The sequence below is a fragment of the Alteribacter keqinensis genome, assembly GCF_003710255.1.
GTDB lineage: Bacteria > Bacillota > Bacilli > Bacillales > Salisediminibacteriaceae > Alteribacter > Alteribacter keqinensis.
The window spans coordinates 536319-556036 of record NZ_RHIB01000002.1 but is presented as its reverse complement, the minus strand read 5'-3'; the positions used below and the strand labels follow the sequence as shown (position 1 = coordinate 556036).

Annotated in this window: 17 protein-coding genes; 14 read left to right on the top strand and 3 right to left on the bottom strand. The window is 47.6% G+C overall.

Annotated elements, in window-relative coordinates; genetic code table 11:
• Positions 1–68: 68 nt before the first annotated feature.
• Positions 69–629, bottom strand: a complete 561-nt coding sequence (locus tag EBO34_RS14115; RefSeq protein ID WP_122899632.1) for a sugar O-acetyltransferase — start codon at positions 627–629, stop codon at positions 69–71.
• Between the two features lie 148 nt (positions 630–777).
• Between EBO34_RS14115 and EBO34_RS14110 the strand changes: the two genes are divergently transcribed.
• Positions 778–1266 (top strand): hypothetical protein, encoded by a 489-nt coding sequence (locus EBO34_RS14110; protein ID WP_122899630.1) that lies wholly within the window; start codon positions 778–780, stop codon positions 1264–1266.
• 261 nt (positions 1267–1527) lie between these two features.
• On the opposite strand, the gene EBO34_RS14105 is transcribed toward EBO34_RS14110, so the two are convergent.
• Positions 1528–2856, bottom strand: coding sequence for an FAD-dependent oxidoreductase (locus EBO34_RS14105; protein WP_122899628.1), 1329 nt, complete (start codon positions 2854–2856; stop codon positions 1528–1530).
• 1158 nt (positions 2857–4014) lie between these two features.
• Between EBO34_RS14105 and prfA the strand changes: the two genes are divergently transcribed.
• The 13 genes from prfA (at position 4015) to EBO34_RS14035 (ending at position 19163) form a co-directional block, all read left to right on the top strand.
• Complete coding sequence (prfA, locus tag EBO34_RS14100) at positions 4015–5085, top strand: peptide chain release factor 1 (protein ID WP_122899626.1); 1071 nt, start codon at positions 4015–4017, stop codon at positions 5083–5085.
• 3 nt (positions 5086–5088) lie between these two features.
• A complete protein-coding gene (gene prmC, locus EBO34_RS14095; RefSeq protein ID WP_122899624.1) occupies positions 5089–5967 on the top strand; it encodes a peptide chain release factor N(5)-glutamine methyltransferase in 879 nt (292 codons plus the stop codon).
• 103 nt (positions 5968–6070) lie between these two features.
• A complete protein-coding gene (spoIIR, locus tag EBO34_RS14090) occupies positions 6071–6682 on the top strand; it encodes a stage II sporulation protein R (RefSeq protein ID WP_122899622.1) in 612 nt (203 codons plus the stop codon).
• 354 nt (positions 6683–7036) lie between these two features.
• On the top strand, positions 7037–7483 hold the full coding sequence (locus EBO34_RS14085) for a GNAT family N-acetyltransferase (protein ID WP_122899619.1): 447 nt from the start codon (positions 7037–7039) through the stop codon (positions 7481–7483).
• Between the two features lie 157 nt (positions 7484–7640).
• Positions 7641–8714: an L-threonylcarbamoyladenylate synthase gene (locus tag EBO34_RS14080; RefSeq protein WP_122899618.1), complete on the top strand. Its 1074-nt coding sequence runs from the start codon at positions 7641–7643 to the stop codon at positions 8712–8714.
• An 80-nt stretch (positions 8715–8794) separates the two neighbouring features.
• Positions 8795–9307: a manganese efflux pump MntP gene (locus EBO34_RS14075; RefSeq protein WP_122900125.1), complete on the top strand. Its 513-nt coding sequence runs from the start codon at positions 8795–8797 to the stop codon at positions 9305–9307.
• Positions 9308–10035: 728 nt separating this feature from the next.
• On the top strand, positions 10036–10701 hold the full coding sequence (locus EBO34_RS14070) for a low molecular weight protein arginine phosphatase (protein WP_122899616.1): 666 nt from the start codon (positions 10036–10038) through the stop codon (positions 10699–10701).
• A gap of 178 nt (positions 10702–10879) precedes the next feature.
• Positions 10880–12172, top strand: a complete 1293-nt coding sequence (locus tag EBO34_RS14065) for a methyl-accepting chemotaxis protein (RefSeq protein ID WP_429699522.1) — start codon at positions 10880–10882, stop codon at positions 12170–12172.
• 44 nt (positions 12173–12216) lie between these two features.
• Entirely contained in the window at positions 12217–12654 is a 438-nt protein-coding gene (rpiB, locus tag EBO34_RS14060; protein ID WP_122899614.1) for a ribose 5-phosphate isomerase B, read from the top strand.
• 32 nt (positions 12655–12686) lie between these two features.
• Positions 12687–13259, top strand: coding sequence for a TIGR01440 family protein (locus tag EBO34_RS14055; RefSeq protein WP_122900121.1), 573 nt, complete (start codon positions 12687–12689; stop codon positions 13257–13259).
• 960 nt (positions 13260–14219) lie between these two features.
• Entirely contained in the window at positions 14220–15479 is a 1260-nt protein-coding gene (locus EBO34_RS14045; protein ID WP_429699486.1) for a serine hydroxymethyltransferase, read from the top strand.
• Positions 15480–15835: 356 nt separating this feature from the next.
• Positions 15836–16465 (top strand): uracil phosphoribosyltransferase, encoded by a 630-nt coding sequence (gene upp / locus EBO34_RS14040; RefSeq protein ID WP_122899610.1) that lies wholly within the window; start codon positions 15836–15838, stop codon positions 16463–16465.
• A 418-nt stretch (positions 16466–16883) separates the two neighbouring features.
• The gene (locus EBO34_RS14035; RefSeq protein ID WP_283234591.1) at positions 16884–19163 is read left to right on the top strand and encodes a S8 family serine peptidase; all 2280 of its coding nucleotides are present in this window, start codon (positions 16884–16886) and stop codon (positions 19161–19163) included.
• A 159-nt stretch (positions 19164–19322) separates the two neighbouring features.
• Here EBO34_RS14035 and EBO34_RS20755 read toward each other — a convergent pair whose 3' ends face one another.
• A complete protein-coding gene (locus EBO34_RS20755; protein WP_183163885.1) occupies positions 19323–19484 on the bottom strand; it encodes a hypothetical protein in 162 nt (53 codons plus the stop codon).
• Positions 19485–19718 lie beyond the last annotated feature (234 nt).

The window sequence follows — 19718 nt, the reverse complement described above, 5'->3', positions numbered from 1 at the left end:
CAGGTGCGGAGTGGGGGTGAGTGGCTAAACGTAAAAAAGGGTGTGCTAAGTGTAAAATGCCTCCAATGTTACTGATCAATCTCCTTAATCACCCGGGCTGGGTTTCCGCCTGCAACCGTATTTGCCGGCACGTCTTTCGTTACGACCGCACCGGAAGCGATAACGGCATTGTCTCCGATGGTTACGCCGGGATTAATGATGGCACCGCCGCCGATCCATACGTTGTCGCCGATCGTGACAGGCTTACCGAACTCTTTGCCCGAGTATCTCCCTTCCACATCGAGAGGGTGGGAAGCGGTGTAAATATGTACGCCGGGAGCGAGCATGCAGCGTTTTCCGATCGTCACGGGACAAACATCAAGAATCACACAGTTGAAATTGGCGTAGAACTCTTCCCCCAAATGAATGTTAAAGCCGTAATCACAGCGGAAGTCCGGTTCGATATATAGTTCGTCACCTGTAGACCCGAAGAGTTTTTTCAGGAGCGTTTCTTTCATATCGTAATCGGTTTCGATTAACTGGTTAAACTGCCTTGTGATGGCCCGGGCATCTTCCCGGCCTTTCAATAATTCATGGTCCATTGGTGAATACATCTCACCGGCAATCATTTTTTCTTTTTCACTGCGCATCGTATCGACTCCTAATAAATGACTTCCACCCTTAGTTTAAGCACTTTTGTACGTCCGGGCAATGCTGAATTTTGCCCATAAAATCATAGCACCGTGAAGACTAAAAGAAGGCGTGTTTGGTTATGCTACTGGATAGGAGGTGTTCATCATGAAACTCATCCTTAAGAGCCTCGCCCTTGTCATGCTTTTGGTGACTGTGGGATGCTCTGATATGGATACACCTGATGTAGAGAGCATGAACAAGCCAAATGAACCGAATCATCCTTTTCAGCGTAACGTTGCACATGGACTGTTCGGACCGGGCCCTGCAAATTATGGTGCCATTAATGAAATGAGACAACCGCAGCATACAGATCATAGAGAAAACGTAAACGGGCTCAGCTACCGGGATCCGTTGTCAGCGCGCCAGACGATTGGTGAAGATCAGGATATGATGGAAAACGTCATTTACTCCACGCCGGGTGTAACACCGGGAATGATTCTTCTGAACGGGGCTCATGCATGGGTAAACATGCAGATTGACAACGACGGTCTTACCCAGAAAGAGAAAGACGCAAAAGTCCGGGAAGTGGAAGAAAAGCTGAAGGCCGCTAATCCTCGCTATGAGTACCGAGTTGTGGTCAATGATTTCAGGTAAGGTGTAAACATTGCTCCCCCATAATAGTTAATATAAATCAAAAAAGGCACCTGCCAGCCAACAGGTGTCTTTTTTGTATTTGCGGGGGGCGGATAGGGGCGGAGGTTTATGGAGAACTTTTATGGTTTTATGGAGAGTTTCGGGCTGTTTATGGAGAACTTCAGATGGTTTAAGCAGAGTTTGGCCCGGTTTATGCAGACTTTTCGTCCGTTTAAAGAGAATTCGTCAAAATTAGACATTTTTCACGCAATGCGCTACCTCCTACTTCATCCGTCTGGCCGCCTGCTGCAAAGGATCCCATACTCCGTTGTATGGAGGGGCGTAGCTCAGGTCAAGATTTTCAATATCAGCCATGGTCATGCGGTGATACAGCGCCGTTGCTGCCACGTCAATCCGCTTGTCCACGCCGTTTTTCCCGACGGCCTGAAGTCCGAGAAGGTGACCGGTATTTTTGTGGCTGATGACCTTTAACAACAGAGGTTCGTTGCCCGGATAGTACCCAGCGTTGGAGTGTCCTTCAAATTCAAGTGTTTCAAAGTCAAAGCCAAGGTCCTCTGCTTCTTTTTCCCCGAGTCCGGTCTTGCCTACTGTCAGGTCAAAGAATTTCATGATTGATGTACCGACGATTCCCTGAAAAGGCTGGGAGCCGCCGCTCATATTAATACCGGCGATCCGGCCCTGTTTGTTGGCATGCGTTCCGAGAGGCTGGTAATCGTTTTTCTCTTTAATCCGGTGGTACTGGGTTGCACAGTCACCGGCTGCGTAAAGGTCTTCCACGTTTGTTTCCATATAGGCGTTGACGATAATGGCGCCGTTTTCGCTTGCGTGGACCCGTGTGTCATCAATCATGCTCGTGTTTGGTTTTACCCCGATGGCGACGATGACCAAGTCTGTAGAGTACGTTTTGCCTCCTGTCACGACGGACTTTACCCGTTCTTCACCTTCAAAACGTTCAACTGACTCACCGGTAACGACTTCAATGCCGTGACGTGCGGCTTCGTCTTCAATTGCTTTACTGAATTCTTTGTCGTAAACCGAACCGAGACGGGATGCCTGGTCAATGATGCGCACCTTTTTTCCTTTTTCCACAAGGTTCTCCGCCATTTCAAGGCCAATGTAGCCGCCTCCGATAACGGTAACATCGGAGGCGTTTTCCAGGTCGTCAACGATAGCTTCCGCATCCGGAATCGTCTTAAGGGTATGGACACCTTCCAGTCCCGTCCCTTCAAAAGGAGGGACCACTGGTGCGGCACCGGTTGCTACAAGACATTTGTCATATGAAATCTCAAACGACTCCCCGTTTTTTAGATTGGTTCCGAAAACACGCTTTCCCTCGGTGTCGATCTTCGTAACTTTATGATAAACCCGGGCGTCAATCCCGTATTCTTCTTCAAATGTATCCCGGCTTCGTGCGATCAGGTCATCACTGGACTCCGTGAGGCCTCCAATGTAATAAGGCAGGCCGCATTGGGCGTATGAATAAATACCACCCATTTCAAGTGTTGTAACCTTTGCTTTTTTATCTGTGCGGACAATCTGCATGGCTGCACTCATGCCTGCTGCATCACCGCCGATAATTACGTAGTTCATTCTATGCTCCTCCTCATCTATGACTGCATCTATTCTACAATATCCCACTAATCCCTCTAAAAAAAACGGGGAATTAAAAGTTTGGGGGTCTGTCCCTATAGCCATCAAGTTAAGGTGTGGCTCTATTTTCAGAAAGCTGAAGGTTTCTGGATGTAGCCGGAATGTCCTTCGCTTTCCGTGGTGGTCCGGTGAGCCTCCTCACTTGTGCTTCTTCCTCTGATAGTAATGGTTCCAAGCTGACTGCGTCGAAGCAGCTCGCAGCTTATTCTTGAAGTAAGCGCTCGTCGTTGCGGGGTCTCACCTTGGCCCCGACTACCACAGGAGTCTCGGCCATTCCGGCTACATCCTCTTTCATGTTCAACCTAAAAAGCGTTTATCATGAGGTGGCTTAATGTTTTTCACATGAGGGTATCCTCCTTTTAAGGAGCGTTTTGAATGTCACCTGTGTGGCCAACTCATCGCTCTTTTAATCTCCAGTATGATATTACATTTGGTGCGCGTAGTGCGTTGTTTAAGAGGGAAGAGATTGTATATCACCAAGTAAGTTGAGGAAACTATTTTAACTATACATTTAGGCGGTTGGCAGTCGATGTAGAAAGTGTAAAAAGAAGAAAAGAGAAACACCAATTGCGATTTTGAAAAACACGATAAAATAGAAAGAAGAAAAAGAAATCATACAAGATTTAGGGATCAACTTGTCTCGTGTGAATCTTATTTGATAAAGGAGAAATGGAGCGAAAGGTGGCGACTCCAGCGACGAGCGTTTACATCACGAATAATCATCGAGTTGCTTCGACGCAGATACTTCGAAGCATACGCTAGTAGAGGAAGAAGCAGGAAAAACCCACCCGAAGACCCCGCAGGGCGCTTTTCCCGAGGAGACTGAGGCGATGCCCGCGGAAAGCGTCCGCCTGTAGCGGAATTCATCCTTGTTCAAAAAAATCTTCCGACAGAAGGCTTCTTTGATATGGGTTCCTAAGGATTCCGTAAAAAAAAAGAGAAGAAGCCCCCAAGTTTTGCTTAACTTGACAGCTATGGGGTCTGTCCCCGCACAATTTCCGGTGTTCGCTTGACAAAGAGGGGGGATTGAGGGGGCTTTGACGGCAGAGGCGGGCTGTACTATAATAAGACTGTTATGCAGAAGATGAGGTGAAGAGAATGTTTGAACGCCTGCAAGCGGTTGAAGAACGCTATGAACGTTTAAATGAATTACTTATGGATCCGGATGTGATCAGTGATACAAACAAACTCCGGGAGTATTCCAAGGAACAATCCGATATTGAAGATACAGTAATGACATACCGGGAATACAAAGAGGTTAAGTCTCAGTATGACGACGCCCGTGAAATGCTGAACGACAACCTTGATGATGAAATGTACGAGATGGTCAAGATGGAGATGGATGAGCTGTCAGACCGCATCCCTCCATTGGAAGAAAGGCTCCACATTCTTCTTTTACCTAAAGACCCGAACGACGACAAGAACGTTATCGTTGAGGTCCGGGGGGCAGCCGGCGGTGATGAAGCTGCCTTGTTTGCCGGTGACCTGTACCGGATGTATTCGCGCTATGCGGAGGATCAGGGCTGGAAGATTGAAGTCATTGAAACGAACCAGACAGGAATCGGTGGCTTTAAAGAAGTGATCTTTATGGTTAACGGAAAAGGTGCTTACTCAAAGCTTAAGTACGAGAACGGTGCCCACCGTGTGCAGCGTGTACCATCAACAGAATCCGGTGGCCGTATCCATACATCTACAGCAACGGTAGCCGTGATGCCTGAAGCGGAAGAAGTAGAAGTGGATATTCACGAAAAAGATATCCGCGTTGATACATTTACATCGAGCGGACCGGGCGGACAGAGTGTTAACACGACAATGTCAGCCGTTCGTCTTACACACTTGCCGACAAACACTGTTGTATCGTGTCAGGACGAAAAGTCCCAGATTAAGAACAAGGAAAAAGCGATGAAGGTACTTCGTGCCCGAATCTATGATAAGGTTCAAAAAGAAGAACAGGCTAAATATGATGATGCCCGTAAATCTGCCGTAGGTACCGGTGACCGATCAGAGCGAATCCGTACGTACAATTTCCCGCAAAGCCGGGTAACGGACCACCGTATCGGTCTTACCATTCAGAAGCTTGACCAGATTCTTCAGGGGAAGCTTGATGAAATTATTGAGGCCCTCATTGTCGAAGAACAGTCCAGAGCAATGGAGCAGGCAGGAGAGTAACTGATGGAAAAAGATCAAAGAGTATACGAAGCCCTTGCATGGGCTTCTTCTTTTTTAGAAAAAAACGATGTTGAGCCGGGAGTCGCAGAGGTACTTCTCAGCCATCATACAGGCTGGAGCCGGGCTCGCTGGCTGTCAGAGATGAGAACCGAACTCGATCCCGCCGTATGGGAGCTGTTTCAGCGTGACGTAAAGACCGCAGCAACCGGGGTTCCGGTTCAGCACATTACCGGTGTGGAAGAGTTTTACGGCCGTACGTTTCGCGTGTCAAAAGACGTGCTTATCCCGCGTCCTGAAACAGAAGAGCTGATTGAATCGGTTCTTACTGAGGCGGAAGAGAGGTTCCCGAAGGATCATCCCCTTCATCTCGTTGACGTTGGGACAGGAAGCGGAATCATTGCCATTACGCTGTTTAAAGAATTAAAGGAACGAGGATGGTCTCCAAAAATCCAGGCAGTGGATATTTCAGAAGCTGCGATAAAAGTGGCGAAGGAAAATGCCCGGAGGCTGGAGGCGGAAGTCGCATTTGTCCACGGGGACCTTCTTGGACCTTTGGTCGAAAACGATGCTAAAGTGGACATCGTGGTCTCAAACCCGCCGTATATTCCGGAAGGACAAAGAGAGGGTCTTGCGAAAAACGTCCGGGATTTCGACCCTGAAACCGCTCTGTTCGGCGGGGAAGACGGACTTGTTTTTTACAGAGGGATGGCCCGGCAGCTTGGATCTGTGCTGAAACAGCCGGGAATGGTGGCCTTTGAAATCGGCTTCGATCAGGGAAGAAGCGTGCCTGGATTATTGCAGGAGCACCTTGGACAAAGCGGGGATATCAGGGTGTTAAAGGACATCAACGGGAAAGACCGGATCGTCTTATTTACCCGTTAAATTAAAGCCAGTCGCAAGTCATGTCATAACATGTCGGGCGATTGGCTGTTTACTTTCTTTCACCAGTGACCAGACTGGTTGGTGAGAGGAAGGTGTCAGAAAAATGAAACAACGAGCCCTTATTTATACAATTATTTCTTTTTTAGTTTTGATCATGAGCTGGGAAGGCCAGCAGGTAAACCCGGCATATGCGAATGATCCGGATGCGATTCCGGAAGAGTCAATCCGGCTGCGGATTCTCGCCAACAGTAATAGTCCGGTGGATCAGCTGGTTAAGCGGAATATCCGTGATGCGATTAACGTCCAGATCACAGAATGGGTCCAGGAAATTGTGTCTCTTGAAGAAGCGAGGAATACGATCGAAGAGGGGCTGCCTGAGCTTGAGGCTATTGTAGCGTCAGAGCTTGAAGCTGCCGGGAGCAGTGAGAATTTTACTGTAAGCTACGAGGATGTCCAGTTTCCAACGAAGCTTTACGGGAATTTTTTGTACCCTGCAGGCGAATATGAAGCGGTACTTGTGTCAATCGGAGAAGGCCGAGGAGACAACTGGTGGTGCGTACTGTTCCCGCCACTTTGCTTCCTTGATTTCGGTAACGGGGATGCGGTCGCAGCTGAGACGGCAGAAGAAGATGCTGAAGGTGAAGAGGAAGAAGTGGAAGTGACGTTCTTCTTCGTAGAGTTCTTCGGAGGGCTGAAAGACAGGATTTTTGGATAGGCAGTTATGGCGCATGAAAATAGGCGTGTGATTTGTTTTTGGACAGGTTATCTTTATCCTCTGAATATTCAATGTGTTGTGCTAAGTTGACCGGAATATGCGAGACTCCTGCGGAAGTGCTAGACAGGCTAGACCTTGCACCTTACCGGGGAAGCTCAGCCCGAGTCCGCGGAAAGAGAGCGTATATCGGTCAACGAAGCTTAGAACATCGATGAGAGGTTTGAAATCTCCCAAATTGTTTTACAGGGTAGTGGTTCGCCGGCATCACTCTATTAAATCAACGTTCGTATCATAATCCACAGGTTGTCCACATAAGGTGTAAAAACGACACTGGAAAGGGTGGACGATGTGGGAATGATCGTGCGAAAAGCATTGGAAGAAGATACATTGCAATTGCAGAGGCTCCTTTCTAAAGCCGGAGTCATAGAGCAGGTTTATGACGAGGAGCCTACGGAGTTTATCGTCGCAGAGAATGAAAACGCCGAGCTGGTAGCTACGGCAGGACTTGCTGGAATCGGGAAAAAAGATGTGATTCTTCGTTCCCTCGTGATTGATTCTGAAAAGGTAGGGGCAGTATTCCTGCTCGAATTTCTGGAAACGGCCACCGCCTTTGCAGAAAAAAGGGGCTATAAAAGCTTATATCTGTTAACGTCCGGCCAGCAGGCGTTCCTTGAGCAGGTAGGCTTTTCCCTTCTTCAAAGCGATGAGGTGCCGAAAAGGGTCAGGGAGTCGAATCACTATAAACAAAACGTAAAACGGAGCCCGAAAGTGATGCATACCCGCCTGGCTGTGAATAAATAAAAGTTTCACCCACAGTTTATAAACAAGGTTATCAACAAAAACATGGAGTTATCCACCGATGAATGTGGATAACTCTTTCTTATTTCACAAACCTGCCGGGCCGTTGACAATCGGTGTAAACATCCGCAAAATAGACAACAGCAAGGAGGAACGAATAATGACTAATCAACGGAACACGTTTATATGGACTGTGGAAAAAGATGTGGATAACCTCGCAGAATCCCATCATATTCAGGAAGCAGCAGAACGTTTAATACAAAATGAAGTTGTGGCTTTTCCCACTGAAACCGTCTATGGTCTCGGTGGAAATGCGCAATCTGATAAAGCCATAGACCGGATTTTTCAGGCAAAAGGCCGTCCGTCTGATAACCCCCTCATCGTCCATATTGCCAAAAGGGATGATGTGAAGCGGTATGTGGAAAAAACAAATGAACTTGGTGAAAAGCTGATAAATGCTTTTTGGCCGGGGCCACTGACTCTTGTTTTTCGTCATAACGGCCGGTTATCAACGAAAGTCACCGCGGGTCTCGATACGGTAGGAATCCGGATGCCCGATCACCCCGTAGCCCTCGCTGTCATTGAAGCATCGGGGCTTCCGATTGCAGCCCCGAGCGCGAATACTTCGGGAAGGCCGAGTCCGACGACGGCAGTCCATGTTCAGGAAGACCTGAGAGGAAAAATTGCCGGGATTGTGGACGGAGGCGCCACGGGAGTCGGTCTTGAATCTACCGTGGTTGACTGTACCGGTGAGGAACCGATGATTCTTCGCCCAGGCGGCATTACGAAAGAACAGCTCGAAGCGGTGGTGGGAAAAGTAGCAGTTGATCCGTCACTGGCGGAGGAAAAAGAAGCACCACGGTCACCGGGGATGAAATACACCCACTATGCCCCGAAGGCAGAGATGACCCTGGTGGACGGATCCGACCGTTTTTTTCAGGAACAGATCGACGAAGCAAATCGTAAGGGATTAAATGTAGGCATCCTCGTTCCGGTGGAGAAAAGCGAGACGTTTTCAGGGATGAGAAGAAAGGAAATCTGCGGCACGGAAAGTGATATCAGTACCGTTGCCCGGGAGCTGTACGGAGCTTTAAGAAGCTTTGACTCCGGAGAGGCGGTCGACGTTATTTTTGCCCGGACGGTGGGTGAAGCAGCCCTCGGTCAGGCTGTGATGAACAGGCTTAGAAAAGCGGCGGGAAACAGAGTTCTAACTGAAAACGAATTACAGAAATAAAACCCCTTGGACGTGCATACGGTAGAGTAGCACGTCCAAGGGGTGATTTCGTGATTGGAGAAGCATTAACGATAGGGATAATGGCTTTTGCTTTGAGTATGGACGCGTTCTCCATCTCCGTGGGGATGGGGATGATCGGTCTCCGTCTGCGCCAAATCGGGATGATCGGAACGACGGTTGGCCTGTTTCATGTGGCCATGCCGCTTTTAGGTATGATTTTAGGCAAGATCGTTTCTCAGTACGTGGGTGTGTTTGCGTATCTTCTTGGAGCAATCGTGCTGATTATATTAGGCCTGCAGATGATTTTTTCTTCTTTTTCGAAAGATACAAAAAGCTTTCTGCAGCCGGTGGGATTAGGACTCATTTTGTTCGCTGTGGGCGTGAGTATCGACAGCTTTTCCGTCGGGTTGAGCCTGGGGATGCTCGGGGCGAAAACGTTACTGACTCTTGTATCCTTTGGCATCATGAGCGCTTTTTTAACGTGTGCGGGACTGCTTCTTGGAAGAAAAGTCGAAGGACTCCTCGGAGGATACAGCGAAATGTTGGGAGGCCTCATTTTGGTGGGGTTCGGTGTTAAGATTTTGTTTGTATAAGTTGTTTGGTTTACCCTGAAAAAGAATTGAATTCAGCTTCTATGAATGGAATACGCTCCATTTTGCAGACTTGAGCCGAAAAGTCCAATTCCGATAATTGTGTCACCATTTAGGGCTCTAATTGCAGCCCATATAAAAGTTTTTGATGTGCTAAATGTCTTTGTCGTTTTATAAAAAGTGTTGATTGGAGCGAATGCGCGACACTCCTGCGGGAGCAGCGAGCGGTTACACCACGAATATGCTGCGAGTTGCTTCGACGCAGAAAGCTTCGTAGAGTAGCTGGCAGAGGAAGAAGCAGGGGTTCATCCTTTCACCGGCGCCCCCGCTGCAATGAGCGGAAATCAACACCTGACTTTACTGAGCCTATTTTAAACAAAATGGATTTTTTCAGTGACCTCTCGAAGTGTGAGGAGGCTCCCGAGCCGCCAGCGGAAAGTGCAATGAGCGTAATTCACATGAGTTTAACAGAGTAACTTTTAAAGTATGTGAGTGTGAAGGCAGGGGACGCGGTTTCCGTGCCTTTTTTGATCTGTTGAAAGAGTAAGGATAAAGGTGCTTAGTGAAAGGAGGGGGCACTGCTGAATCCGGTATAGGACTATTTTCTGAAATCATCTTCCGTTACCGGTTACAAAGGACCGGTATGGTAAAATATAAGTGTGAAAAAAAGTAAAAGAGGTAACGAATAGGAGTAAGTTTGAATTTTTACTCACAAGGAGGAAGCGGCAGCAATGAAAAAAGTACTGTTTGTCTGCACAGGCAATACGTGCCGGAGCCCACTGGCCGAAAAGGTGTTCATTGAGAAGACAAAGAGCTTCCCGGAACAGTATGAAGCCCGTTCTGCAGGAATCCATGCCATGGACGGCGTACCTATCTCAGAAGGGTCAAAAGCTGTTCTTGAGGATAAAGGAATAGAGCATTCACATCAATCCAGGTCTCTGGATAAGGACCTCCTGGAGTGGGCGGATGTGGTATTGACAATGACTCAGGAACACAAGCGAAGAATAATCGAACATTTTCATAAAGACCAGAACAATGTGTTCACATTGAATGAGTTTGTCCATGATACAAAAGAACACCGAGAAAAGAAAAAGAAGATTGATCAAGAAGCGGCCCAGCTTGAAATTAAGAGGGCGCAGTTTATAGCAGAAAACCAGAGTAAAGTGGATGACTTTCTTAAAAATAATGATACGTCCAAACAGCAGGAACTTGAAGAAGCGCTGCTGTCCGAGATTAAACCTCATCAGGAAGCGATCGATGAACTGATTAAAGATTTTCCTTCCATGGATATTGCCGATCCCTTTGGTGGAGACAAACACACATATAAACAAACACTCATTGAAATAGAACAAGCCATAGATAAACTTGTTGCCAAGCTTAAAAGAGATAAAGAATAAAAGCTTCTAAGGCAATGAGCGTAACGGTTGCATTTCTTAAATACCTGGTACGAGTGGGTTTTTCGTCCCAGGCGTGCAACCGAGTGGACCCATTGCAATTCTAATAAAAGGCACTGAAAAAGTTGTTTTGTACTTTGTCAGAGGCCTCTCTAACCAGGGGGAGTAAGCGTTGTCTAAACTGCAATCATCGTCATACCGGTTCAGTATCAGAAAGAAAATGGTTCTTGGAATTTGTTCGGTAGCTGTCATCACATATGCTACGAGCGCGTTTTTTATCTTCTTTTTAAGTGATTATCTTGGCGGTTTACTCGGAGTTAACGAGAATATCTTTACCGTCATCACCTTAGTGCTCGGAGTCATGTGGTGCGGGGTATTGGGCTTTATCGGGGCTACTGTAATCGCTAAGCCTCTTCACAGACTGGAGAAGGCCGCCGGGAAGGTGGCTTCCGGGGATATTTCAGAACACGTGGAAGTTCCGAAGTCAGACGATGAGCTGCGCGGCTTGGCATTGGCTTATAACAACATGGTGGACAACCTCCGCTCCATGGTTCAGGATATCGACCGCAATTTCATGAGTACAAATGAGCGCGTGGCCGAGATTAACGGTGCCTCCCTGGCTGCGGCTGAGCAGGCAGATAACATCAGCCGGACTGTAGACGAAATCTCACAGGGAGCTGAAAACTCAGCGGCTTCCATTCAGGAAACCGCAGAATCGGTTGAAGATGTGATGCAGATTGCCACACAGGTGCAAAATCACGCCCAGACTTCAAACCGCCTGAGCGAAGATATGGTAGAGACGCTTGCTGAGAGTAAAGAAGTTATTACCTCTCTCGTGGAGGGAATTCAGCAGCTTGCCAAGGATAACGAAACGTCTCTGACTGCTGTTCACCGGTTGGAAAAAAATGCGAAGAAAGTTGAAGAGATTATTTCTCTTGTCGGGGATATTGCCGGACAGACGAATCTTCTTGCTTTGAATGCATCCATCGAAGCGGCAAGAGCCGGAGAACAGGGCAGAGGATTTGCCGTAGTGGCAGAAGAAGTGAGAAAATTAGCTGATGAAAGCGGGAAAGCTGTACAGGGAATTTCCTCTCTCATTAAGAGTATCCAATCAGAAGTCACCAACGTGGTAGGGCAGATTACCGATCAGGTTCAGGTGGCAAAAAAAGAAGCGGATAAAGGATCTGCCACGAACGAAGCAATAGCGGATATGGGAGAGTCTGTTACAGAAGTGGCGAAATCAGTAGCTGAGATTTCCATACTCGTTGAAAAACAGATGAAGTCCGTTGAAGCGTCCGCCAGCCAGTCTGAGGAAGTGGCAGCCATAGCACAGGAGACGTCCGCCGGGGCAGTGGAAGTAAGCTCCGCTACCCAGGAACAGTCGGCAGTTATGGAGGAGATTGCGGCAGCTTCTGAAATTCTGTCTGAAGAAGCGGGCAATCTGAAAAAAGTGATACAGAAATTTCACGTGTAGGGGCTGTTAAGAGCGTGCCCCTAAAACCTAAGGAGGACAACGAGATGAAAGTAGCAATCGGTTCAGATCACGGTGGAAGAAATTTAAAAGAAGAAATTAAATCATTAATGGACGACCTTAACATTTCCTATGACGATGTAGGCTGTGAGTGCAGTGACTCTGTCGACTATCCGGACTACGGAATTCCAGTTGCAGAGAAAGTGGCAAATAACGAAGCAGACCGCGGAATTGTCATCTGCGGAACAGGGATCGGCATGTCCATTGCGGCCAATAAAGTAAAAGGAATCCGCTGTGCGCTGGTGCACGACCTTTTCAGTGCAAAGGCAACCCGGGAACATAACGATTCAAACGTCCTTGCGATGGGGGAGCGTGTAATCGGACCTGGCCTTGCACGTGAAATTGCGAAAGTGTGGCTTACTACAGAGTATGAAGGCGGACGCCATGATCGCCGTCTTGAAAAAATCTCTGACTACGAAGGGTAGTCGGTAAGGAGCTGATAAGTGTGTCTGATCACCTGACCCAGTTAACCGAAGACCTCGAAGCCGCGCTTGTTGACCTGAACGAAGCTGCGAAGCTTAGGGAAGGGCAGATTCTTGTTGTAGGTACAAGTACGAGCGAAGTAAAAGGAGAGCATATCGGGAAGGCCGGTTCCATGGATATTGCAGAAGCGTTATGGAGAGCCCTTGAATCGTTCAGGATAAAAACCGGCGTTCATCTTGCCTTTCAATGCTGCGAACACTTGAACAGAGCGCTTGTGATCGAAGGAAACACAAGAGATTACTGGAGGATGGAAGATCATGTATCAGCGATTCCTATGCCACGGGCAGGGGGATCGATGGCGTCTTATGCCTACCGGCAGATGAACAGTCCTGTAGTGGTGGAAACAATAAAAGCACATGCAGGCATCGATATTGGAGATACGCTAATCGGTATGCATCTAAAGCAGGTTGCTGTTCCTGTCCGCAGCCGGATTAAGTCCATCGGAAGCGCCCACCTGACCCTCGCACGAACACGGCCGAAACTCATCGGAGGCGAACGGGCCGTTTACACGATCGACACAACAGAACCACCATCCACATGTGATTAACGTAGAGAAAACCCCGCCACCCGGCGGGGTTTTCTCTACGTTACAGGGATCCGTAAAACCAGAGGTCTGTCCCTATAGCCCATCGAATTAAAGGAATTCTTGAAGCAGAAGAAGTCAGGATGCAGCCGGAATGCCCTTCGCTTTCCGCGGGGGCGCCGGTGAGCCTCCGGGTGCTCCGCGAAGGCACTGAAAAAGTTGTTTTGTACTTTTTCAGTGGCCTCCTCCGCACTCCGGGGTCTCACCCTGCCACCTGCTTCCGCAGGAGTCTCGAACATTCCGGCTGCATCCTCTTTTACATTCTTATTTGATTGCTTTTAAACATGAAGCAGCTTACAGATTTCTATATGCGAGTATTCTCCTTTTACAAAGTTTAAATGGGGATAACGGAACTCGAAGAAAAAAGCACTCCAACTCCTCTTCTCTGAGTATTCTCTTAACCGTATAGGTAAAGAGGTGTAAGGAAGAGGAACCCGGAGGCATTACTTTTCTGCTGCTCTGTGTAAGCAGCCAAGTTTCTGTTGGAAACGATAAGCTAGGATGCTGGAACCATGTCCAATTTTTTTATCAAAGGTCATTGTCCTTTATAAAAGCTCGTTGATTGGAGCGAATGCGCGACCTCCTGCGGGAGGAGCGAGTTCCGGGGAGACCCCGCAAGCGCGGAGCGCTGAGGAGGCTCCCGAACCGCCCGCGGAAAGGGAGCGCAATGAGCGGAAATTTACATCTGACTTCTATGAGTTTAGTTAAAAAATCTACTTTTTCAGTAGCCTCACGTTAGGGCAAGTAGGAAAACCCGCCGGGAAGCCATGTCCATAGCGACAGCATCTAGATCATTTACTTATGGAGGTAATACTAGAATATTGTGAAGCATCAAATAAACAGATGAAATTGCCGGTGGATATGCGTTATACTGTTAATGTTATGAAAACAACATGAACGGGATTACTTGAGGAGGCGAACGAAATGGAAACGTTGAACCAGGAACGATTGGCTCATGTAAAAAAGCAGGACAATGATGTTTTTCAGGCAATGGACAAGGAATTGAAACGCCAGCGTGACAATATCGAATTGATTGCATCAGAGAACTTTGTGTCTGAAGCGGTAATGGAAGCACAAGGTTCTGTGTTGACGAATAAATACGCAGAAGGCTATCCTTCCAAGCGCTATTATGGCGGCTGCGAACATGTGGACGTTGTAGAAGACATTGCCCGCGAGCGTGCAAAGCGTTTGTTCGGTGCGGAACATGTTAACGTTCAGCCTCACTCAGGTGCGCAGGCGAATATGGCTGTCTATTACACAGTTCTTGATCACGGTGATACGGTTCTTGGCATGAACTTAAGCCACGGTGGTCACTTAACTCATGGAAGCCCTGTTAACTTCAGCGGAAAGCAGTATAACTTCGTGGAATATGGAGTGGACAAAGAAAATCAGGTTATCGATTACGATGATGTCCTTGCTAAAGCCAAGGAACACCGTCCGAAAATGATCGTTGCCGGTGCAAGTGCCTACCCGCGTAAAATTGACTTTGCCAAGTTCCGCGAAATTGCAGACGAAGTGGATGCACTGCTGATGGTTGATATGGCGCACATTGCAGGACTTGTTGCTGCCGGTCTTCATCAGAACCCGGTTCCTCACGCAGACTTTGTGACGACAACAACGCACAAAACCCTTCGCGGTCCACGTGGCGGTATGATTCTTTGTAAAGAAGAATTCGGAAAGAAAATTGATAAAGCGATCTTCCCTGGTCTTCAAGGCGGACCTCTCATGCACGTTATTGCTGCCAAAGCAGTTGCTCTTGGCGAGGCTCTTGGAGATGAATTCACAGGTTACGCCAAGCAGGTTGTTGATAATGCGGCTACTCTGGCAGAATCCTTAACAGAGCAAGGAATTGATCTTGTGTCTCGCGGTACGGATAACCACCTTGTCCTTCTTGACCTCCGTAAATTAGGAATTACGGGTAAAATTGCAGAAGAAGCTCTGGATGAAGTTCGTATTACGACGAACAAGAACACCATTCCGTTTGACCCGGAAAGTCCGTTTGTTACAAGCGGTCTCCGCATCGGTACTGCTGCGGTTACGTCCCGCGGATTCGGTGTGGATGAAATGAAGGAAATCGGCAAAATCATGGCAGCTGTATTGAAATCCCCTGATAAAGACGAGGTTCTTGAAGCAGCCCGTAATCAGGTCGCCGAACTGACTTCCCGTTTCCCGATGTATAAATAAGAAGCTGTGATGTCCCGGATGATTCATTTAGAAATCCGGGACATTTTTGTGGATAAAAAAGATACGGGTGTGGATAACCAAAAACATTTTGTTAATAAAAAACCAGGGATTGTGTGTATTTATCTACAGTTGTGAATAAGTTGCACTATTTTTGTGGACAAACATCTTTGATTGTGGATAATTGGGCATAACTGTGTGCATAACTTTTCCGACATCGGGAGCGCTGCCTTCATTTACAATGAATAACTTTATGGAATTGGCTTGAATCAGTCCATGTTTTTATGTAGAATCTTCAAAGGGTATAATAGAGATCACGTCCCGAACTAATCTTTGAGTCTAAAGGAGCGATATAAACCATGAGTAAGGTGTATGTCTTTGATCATCCGTTAATTCAGCACAAGCTGACGTATATTCGCGATAAAAATACAGGTACGAAAGAGTTTCGTGAGCTTGTGGATGAAGTTGCAAGCCTGATGGCGTTTGAAATTACACGTGAACTTCCGCTTCAGGAAGTGGAAATTGAAACACCGGTAGGTCCGGCGACGAGTAAGACGATTGCGGGTAAAAAGCTCGGTCTGGTGCCGATTCTCCGTGCCGGTCTTGGTATGGTTGACGGTATTTTGAAGCTGATTCCCGCTGCAAAAGTGGGACATGTCGGTTTATATCGTGATCCTGAAACGTTAAAGCCGGTTGAGTATTACGTGAAGCTGCCGAATGACGTGGAAGAAAGAGAATTTATTGTGATCGATCCAATGCTTGCTACGGGCGGTTCTGCGGTGGAAGCGATTAACTCTCTTAAAAAGCGCGGAGCAAATAACATTAAATTAATGTGTCTGGTAGCAGCGCCGGAGGGTGTGGAAATTCTTCAGGAAGAACACCCGGATGTGGATATCTATCTTGCTGCAATGGATGATAAATTAAACGAAAAAGGCTACATCGTACCGGGTCTTGGTGACGCCGGAGACCGTTTGTTCGGGACGAAGTAATAATAAAGAAGTGTGGGAAGAGAGATGCAGGTCTCTCTTCCTTTTTTTATTGGAAACATGTTAAGAGGAAACCCCCGCAGGTAAAAGCGCTGTTTCAGAAGTAAGCTTCGAGTTGATGTGATTTAGACTGCTTAAGAGCCTAACTGGGACAGAAGGAAGCCGAAAGTCTGAGAAGGCTGCCGAACAGATCAAAAAAAGGTAGCGAAAAAGCGTAAAACAACACCAAATGTAAAAATCTTTCTATTATGATTGCGGGTAAGGTTTTTTTGGCGTCCGGATACTCTCTGCGCAAAATCCTCCCAATTCCACAATCTTACACAAAATTGTGCGGGGACAGACCCCGGTGCGAACTTATACATGAAATGGGACAGAGTCACGCATGCTATAAAAATAATACTCAGCTCCGGGAGGTCTGTAGATGATGATGAGGCGTGTGTGGGGAATGCTGGCGGCAGCGATGGTAGTGACGATGTTGTTTTCACCTTATCAGGGGTTGGCAGAAGAAAGCGGCGGATTGTATCCTGAACGGCCGCCCCTGCCGGAAATAGATCCGGAACAAATGCAGATTGTGATTGTGGAAGCTGACGATGATCCAGTTGAAGCGATGGCACGGGTACAGGAGCAGCTCCCTGACACTCAGGTGCGCCGGACATTTCTGACGTTATTTAATGGTTTTTCACTTGAAATCAAACAAAAAGATATAGAGCAGCTTCAGACAATCAAAGGGGTTAAGCGAATTGATCCTGTTGCCATGTACGAGCCGTCCATGGATGAGAGCATTCCGTTTATCGGTGGAAACGAAATTCGAAGCATGCTCGATGAAGACGGCGACCGCCTTACAGGGGAAGGAATAAAGATAGGAGTAATTGATACGGGCATTGATTATCATCACCCCGACCTTAAGAAAAACTACCGGGGCGGATATGACGTGGTGGATGAAGATGATGATCCGATGGAAACGACGAAAGAAGAAGGTGTGCCGACCCTTCACGGTACGCACGTTGCAGGGATTATTGCAGCAGACGGCAGAATGCACGGCGTAGCCCCTGACGCTGAAATTTACGGGTACCGGGCACTCGGTCCGACAGGAATAGGAACCACTGAGCAGGTGATCGCTGCCATTGAAAAGGCGGTAGAAGACGAGGTGGATGTGATCAACCTGTCTTTGGGCAACACAGTAAACGGACCGGACTGGCCCACAAGCGTAGCCCTGGATAAAGCTGTAGAAGCAGGGGTTGTGGCGGTAACATCGAACGGAAACAGCGGCCCGAACCTCTGGACAGTCGGTTCACCGGGGACATCATCAAAAGCCATTTCAGTAGGGGCTTCAACACCGCCCCTCAGAATTCCCTACCTTGTTCTTGACCGAAACGAAGAACAGGAATGGGCGATCACGCCGATGATACGGGCGCAACCTTGGGACCAGAAGAGGGAAGATGAAATTGTCTATGCGGGTCTTGGCCGAAAAGAAGACTTTAACAACACGGATGTAAAAGGAAAAATTGCGATCGTTGAACGAGGTATCGTGACCTTTACCGTTAAAGCAAAGGCTGCGAAACAGGCTGGTGCGAAAGGGTTAATCGTATACAACAATCACGACGGGGAATTTGCCGGGACGCTTGAAGAAATTGTAGATCTCCCTGTGGTGAGTATGTCAAAAGAAGATGGTGAAGCACTTTTGAGTGAGCTTTCAAAGACGAATCATTCCCGGATCCGAACGGTTTATCATGAAGAGCAAGACTTTATCGCCCCATTCAGCTCAAGGGGGCCGGTAACCTATTCGTGGGATGTAAAGCCGGATCTCGTAGCACCGGGTGTGGCCATTGACAGTACCGTTCCTAAAGGGTACCTGGATATGAACGGTACGAGCATGGCAGCCCCTCACATCGCCGGTGCCGCAGCACTTGTTTTGCAAAAGCATCCCGACTGGACGCCTGATCAAGTGAAAGCAGCGCTGATGAATTCGGCCAAGCTGATCTCTGACCGTGACGGAAATGTGTATCCGCCCCATGTTCAAGGAACGGGGAGGGTGGACCTGAGTCGTGCATTAAAGGTCGAAACCTTGGTGTACCCGGGGGCAGTCAGCTTTGGGAAGTGGCTCCGGGATGATACGCGGATTGAGAAGCAGGTCAAAATTACCGTGGACAATCAATCGGATGAGAGAAAGCGGTACACGGTGGATCCACCGTTTGAAGTGCCTGATGGTATTCAGTGGAAAGTACCGTTTTCGTTTTATCTGAACCCCGGTGAAAAAAGAGAAGTGCCGATTATTATGGACGTTCTTCCTTCTGTATTTGAAGGAGGAATGTACAACGGGATCATTGAGGTTAAGAGTAAAGACGAGATCATTAACGTACCGTACCTCTTTTTTGTGGAAGAGCCTGATTACCCGCGGGTGATGGCCTTTATGCTTGAGCATACAACGGAGGAAGATGTGTATCAGTACGAAGTATACCTTCCGGGGGGCGCGGAGGAGTTCGGGATTGTTTTATACGAGCCGGATACGTTCCAGTTCGTGAAGTATATCGAGGCTAAAAAGGATGTAGACCGGGGGATGCTTGAAGAAAAGCTTGAGATCCAAGGTGTGGAGCCCGGTGTTTATAAAGCACTGATTTTTGCAAGGCAGGACGGGAAGGAAGATACGATCGAGCGTGATATTATTATCGGCCAGTACCTGGGACCGTCTTCCAGCCGGTAATGGCAGAAAAAAGAGGCGTTTCGGCAGAATAAATACGGTTACCGGAAGAATAACGTCATGTATTGGAAGAATCAACAAACCCGGCACCTCAAAAGGCGCCGGGTTTCCACTTTTATCACGCTTTCAATGCAGGAGTCTTATTTGTTTACTACATTGAAGCTAAACAAAGCCTCGACCTTTAAAGAAAACCTCGAGAATCTGCTGCCGCTGTCTTCCAGCCAGTAATGGCAGAAAAAAGAGGCGTTTCGGCAGAATAAAGCCGATTATCGTCAGAATAAAGCCGATTATCGGAAGAATAACGCCCCGTATCGGAAGAATCAAAAAACCGGCGACCCAAATGGCGCCGGTTTTTCTGATTTTATTAAATAAACGACCAGCTTTAATTTACTGAAAATTAGAACATTTATTTTCTTTGTGAATCGTCACGCAAAGAAATTAAAATTATGTATAATATGAACTGTGTCATTTTTTTAATTCCCACTAACTTAATGAGGATTAATGAAAGCGCTTTTCCTTGTGCGAAAAACTTCCATGTGTTTTTCCCCGGATTCGATT

Coding starts and splice junctions, on each gene's coding strand:
- spoIIR (WP_122899622.1), top strand. CDS start 6,071: ATGAAACAACGAGCCCTTATTTATACAATTATTTCTTTTTTAGTTTTG.
- EBO34_RS14045 (WP_429699486.1), top strand. CDS start 14,220: ATGGAAACGTTGAACCAGGAACGATTGGCTCATGTAAAAAAGCAGGAC.
- EBO34_RS14105 (WP_122899628.1), bottom strand. CDS start 2,856: ATGAACTACGTAATTATCGGCGGTGATGCAGCAGGCATGAGTGCAGCC.
- prfA (WP_122899626.1), top strand. CDS start 4,015: ATGTTTGAACGCCTGCAAGCGGTTGAAGAACGCTATGAACGTTTAAAT.
- upp (WP_122899610.1), top strand. CDS start 15,836: ATGAGTAAGGTGTATGTCTTTGATCATCCGTTAATTCAGCACAAGCTG.
- EBO34_RS14080 (WP_122899618.1), top strand. CDS start 7,641: ATGACTAATCAACGGAACACGTTTATATGGACTGTGGAAAAAGATGTG.
- EBO34_RS14085 (WP_122899619.1), top strand. CDS start 7,037: ATGATCGTGCGAAAAGCATTGGAAGAAGATACATTGCAATTGCAGAGG.
- rpiB (WP_122899614.1), top strand. CDS start 12,217: ATGAAAGTAGCAATCGGTTCAGATCACGGTGGAAGAAATTTAAAAGAA.
- EBO34_RS14070 (WP_122899616.1), top strand. CDS start 10,036: ATGAAAAAAGTACTGTTTGTCTGCACAGGCAATACGTGCCGGAGCCCA.
- EBO34_RS14115 (WP_122899632.1), bottom strand. CDS start 629: ATGCGCAGTGAAAAAGAAAAAATGATTGCCGGTGAGATGTATTCACCA.
- EBO34_RS14075 (WP_122900125.1), top strand. CDS start 8,795: ATGGCTTTTGCTTTGAGTATGGACGCGTTCTCCATCTCCGTGGGGATG.
- EBO34_RS14110 (WP_122899630.1), top strand. CDS start 778: ATGAAACTCATCCTTAAGAGCCTCGCCCTTGTCATGCTTTTGGTGACT.
- prmC (WP_122899624.1), top strand. CDS start 5,089: ATGGAAAAAGATCAAAGAGTATACGAAGCCCTTGCATGGGCTTCTTCT.
- EBO34_RS14035 (WP_283234591.1), top strand. CDS start 16,884: ATGATGATGAGGCGTGTGTGGGGAATGCTGGCGGCAGCGATGGTAGTG.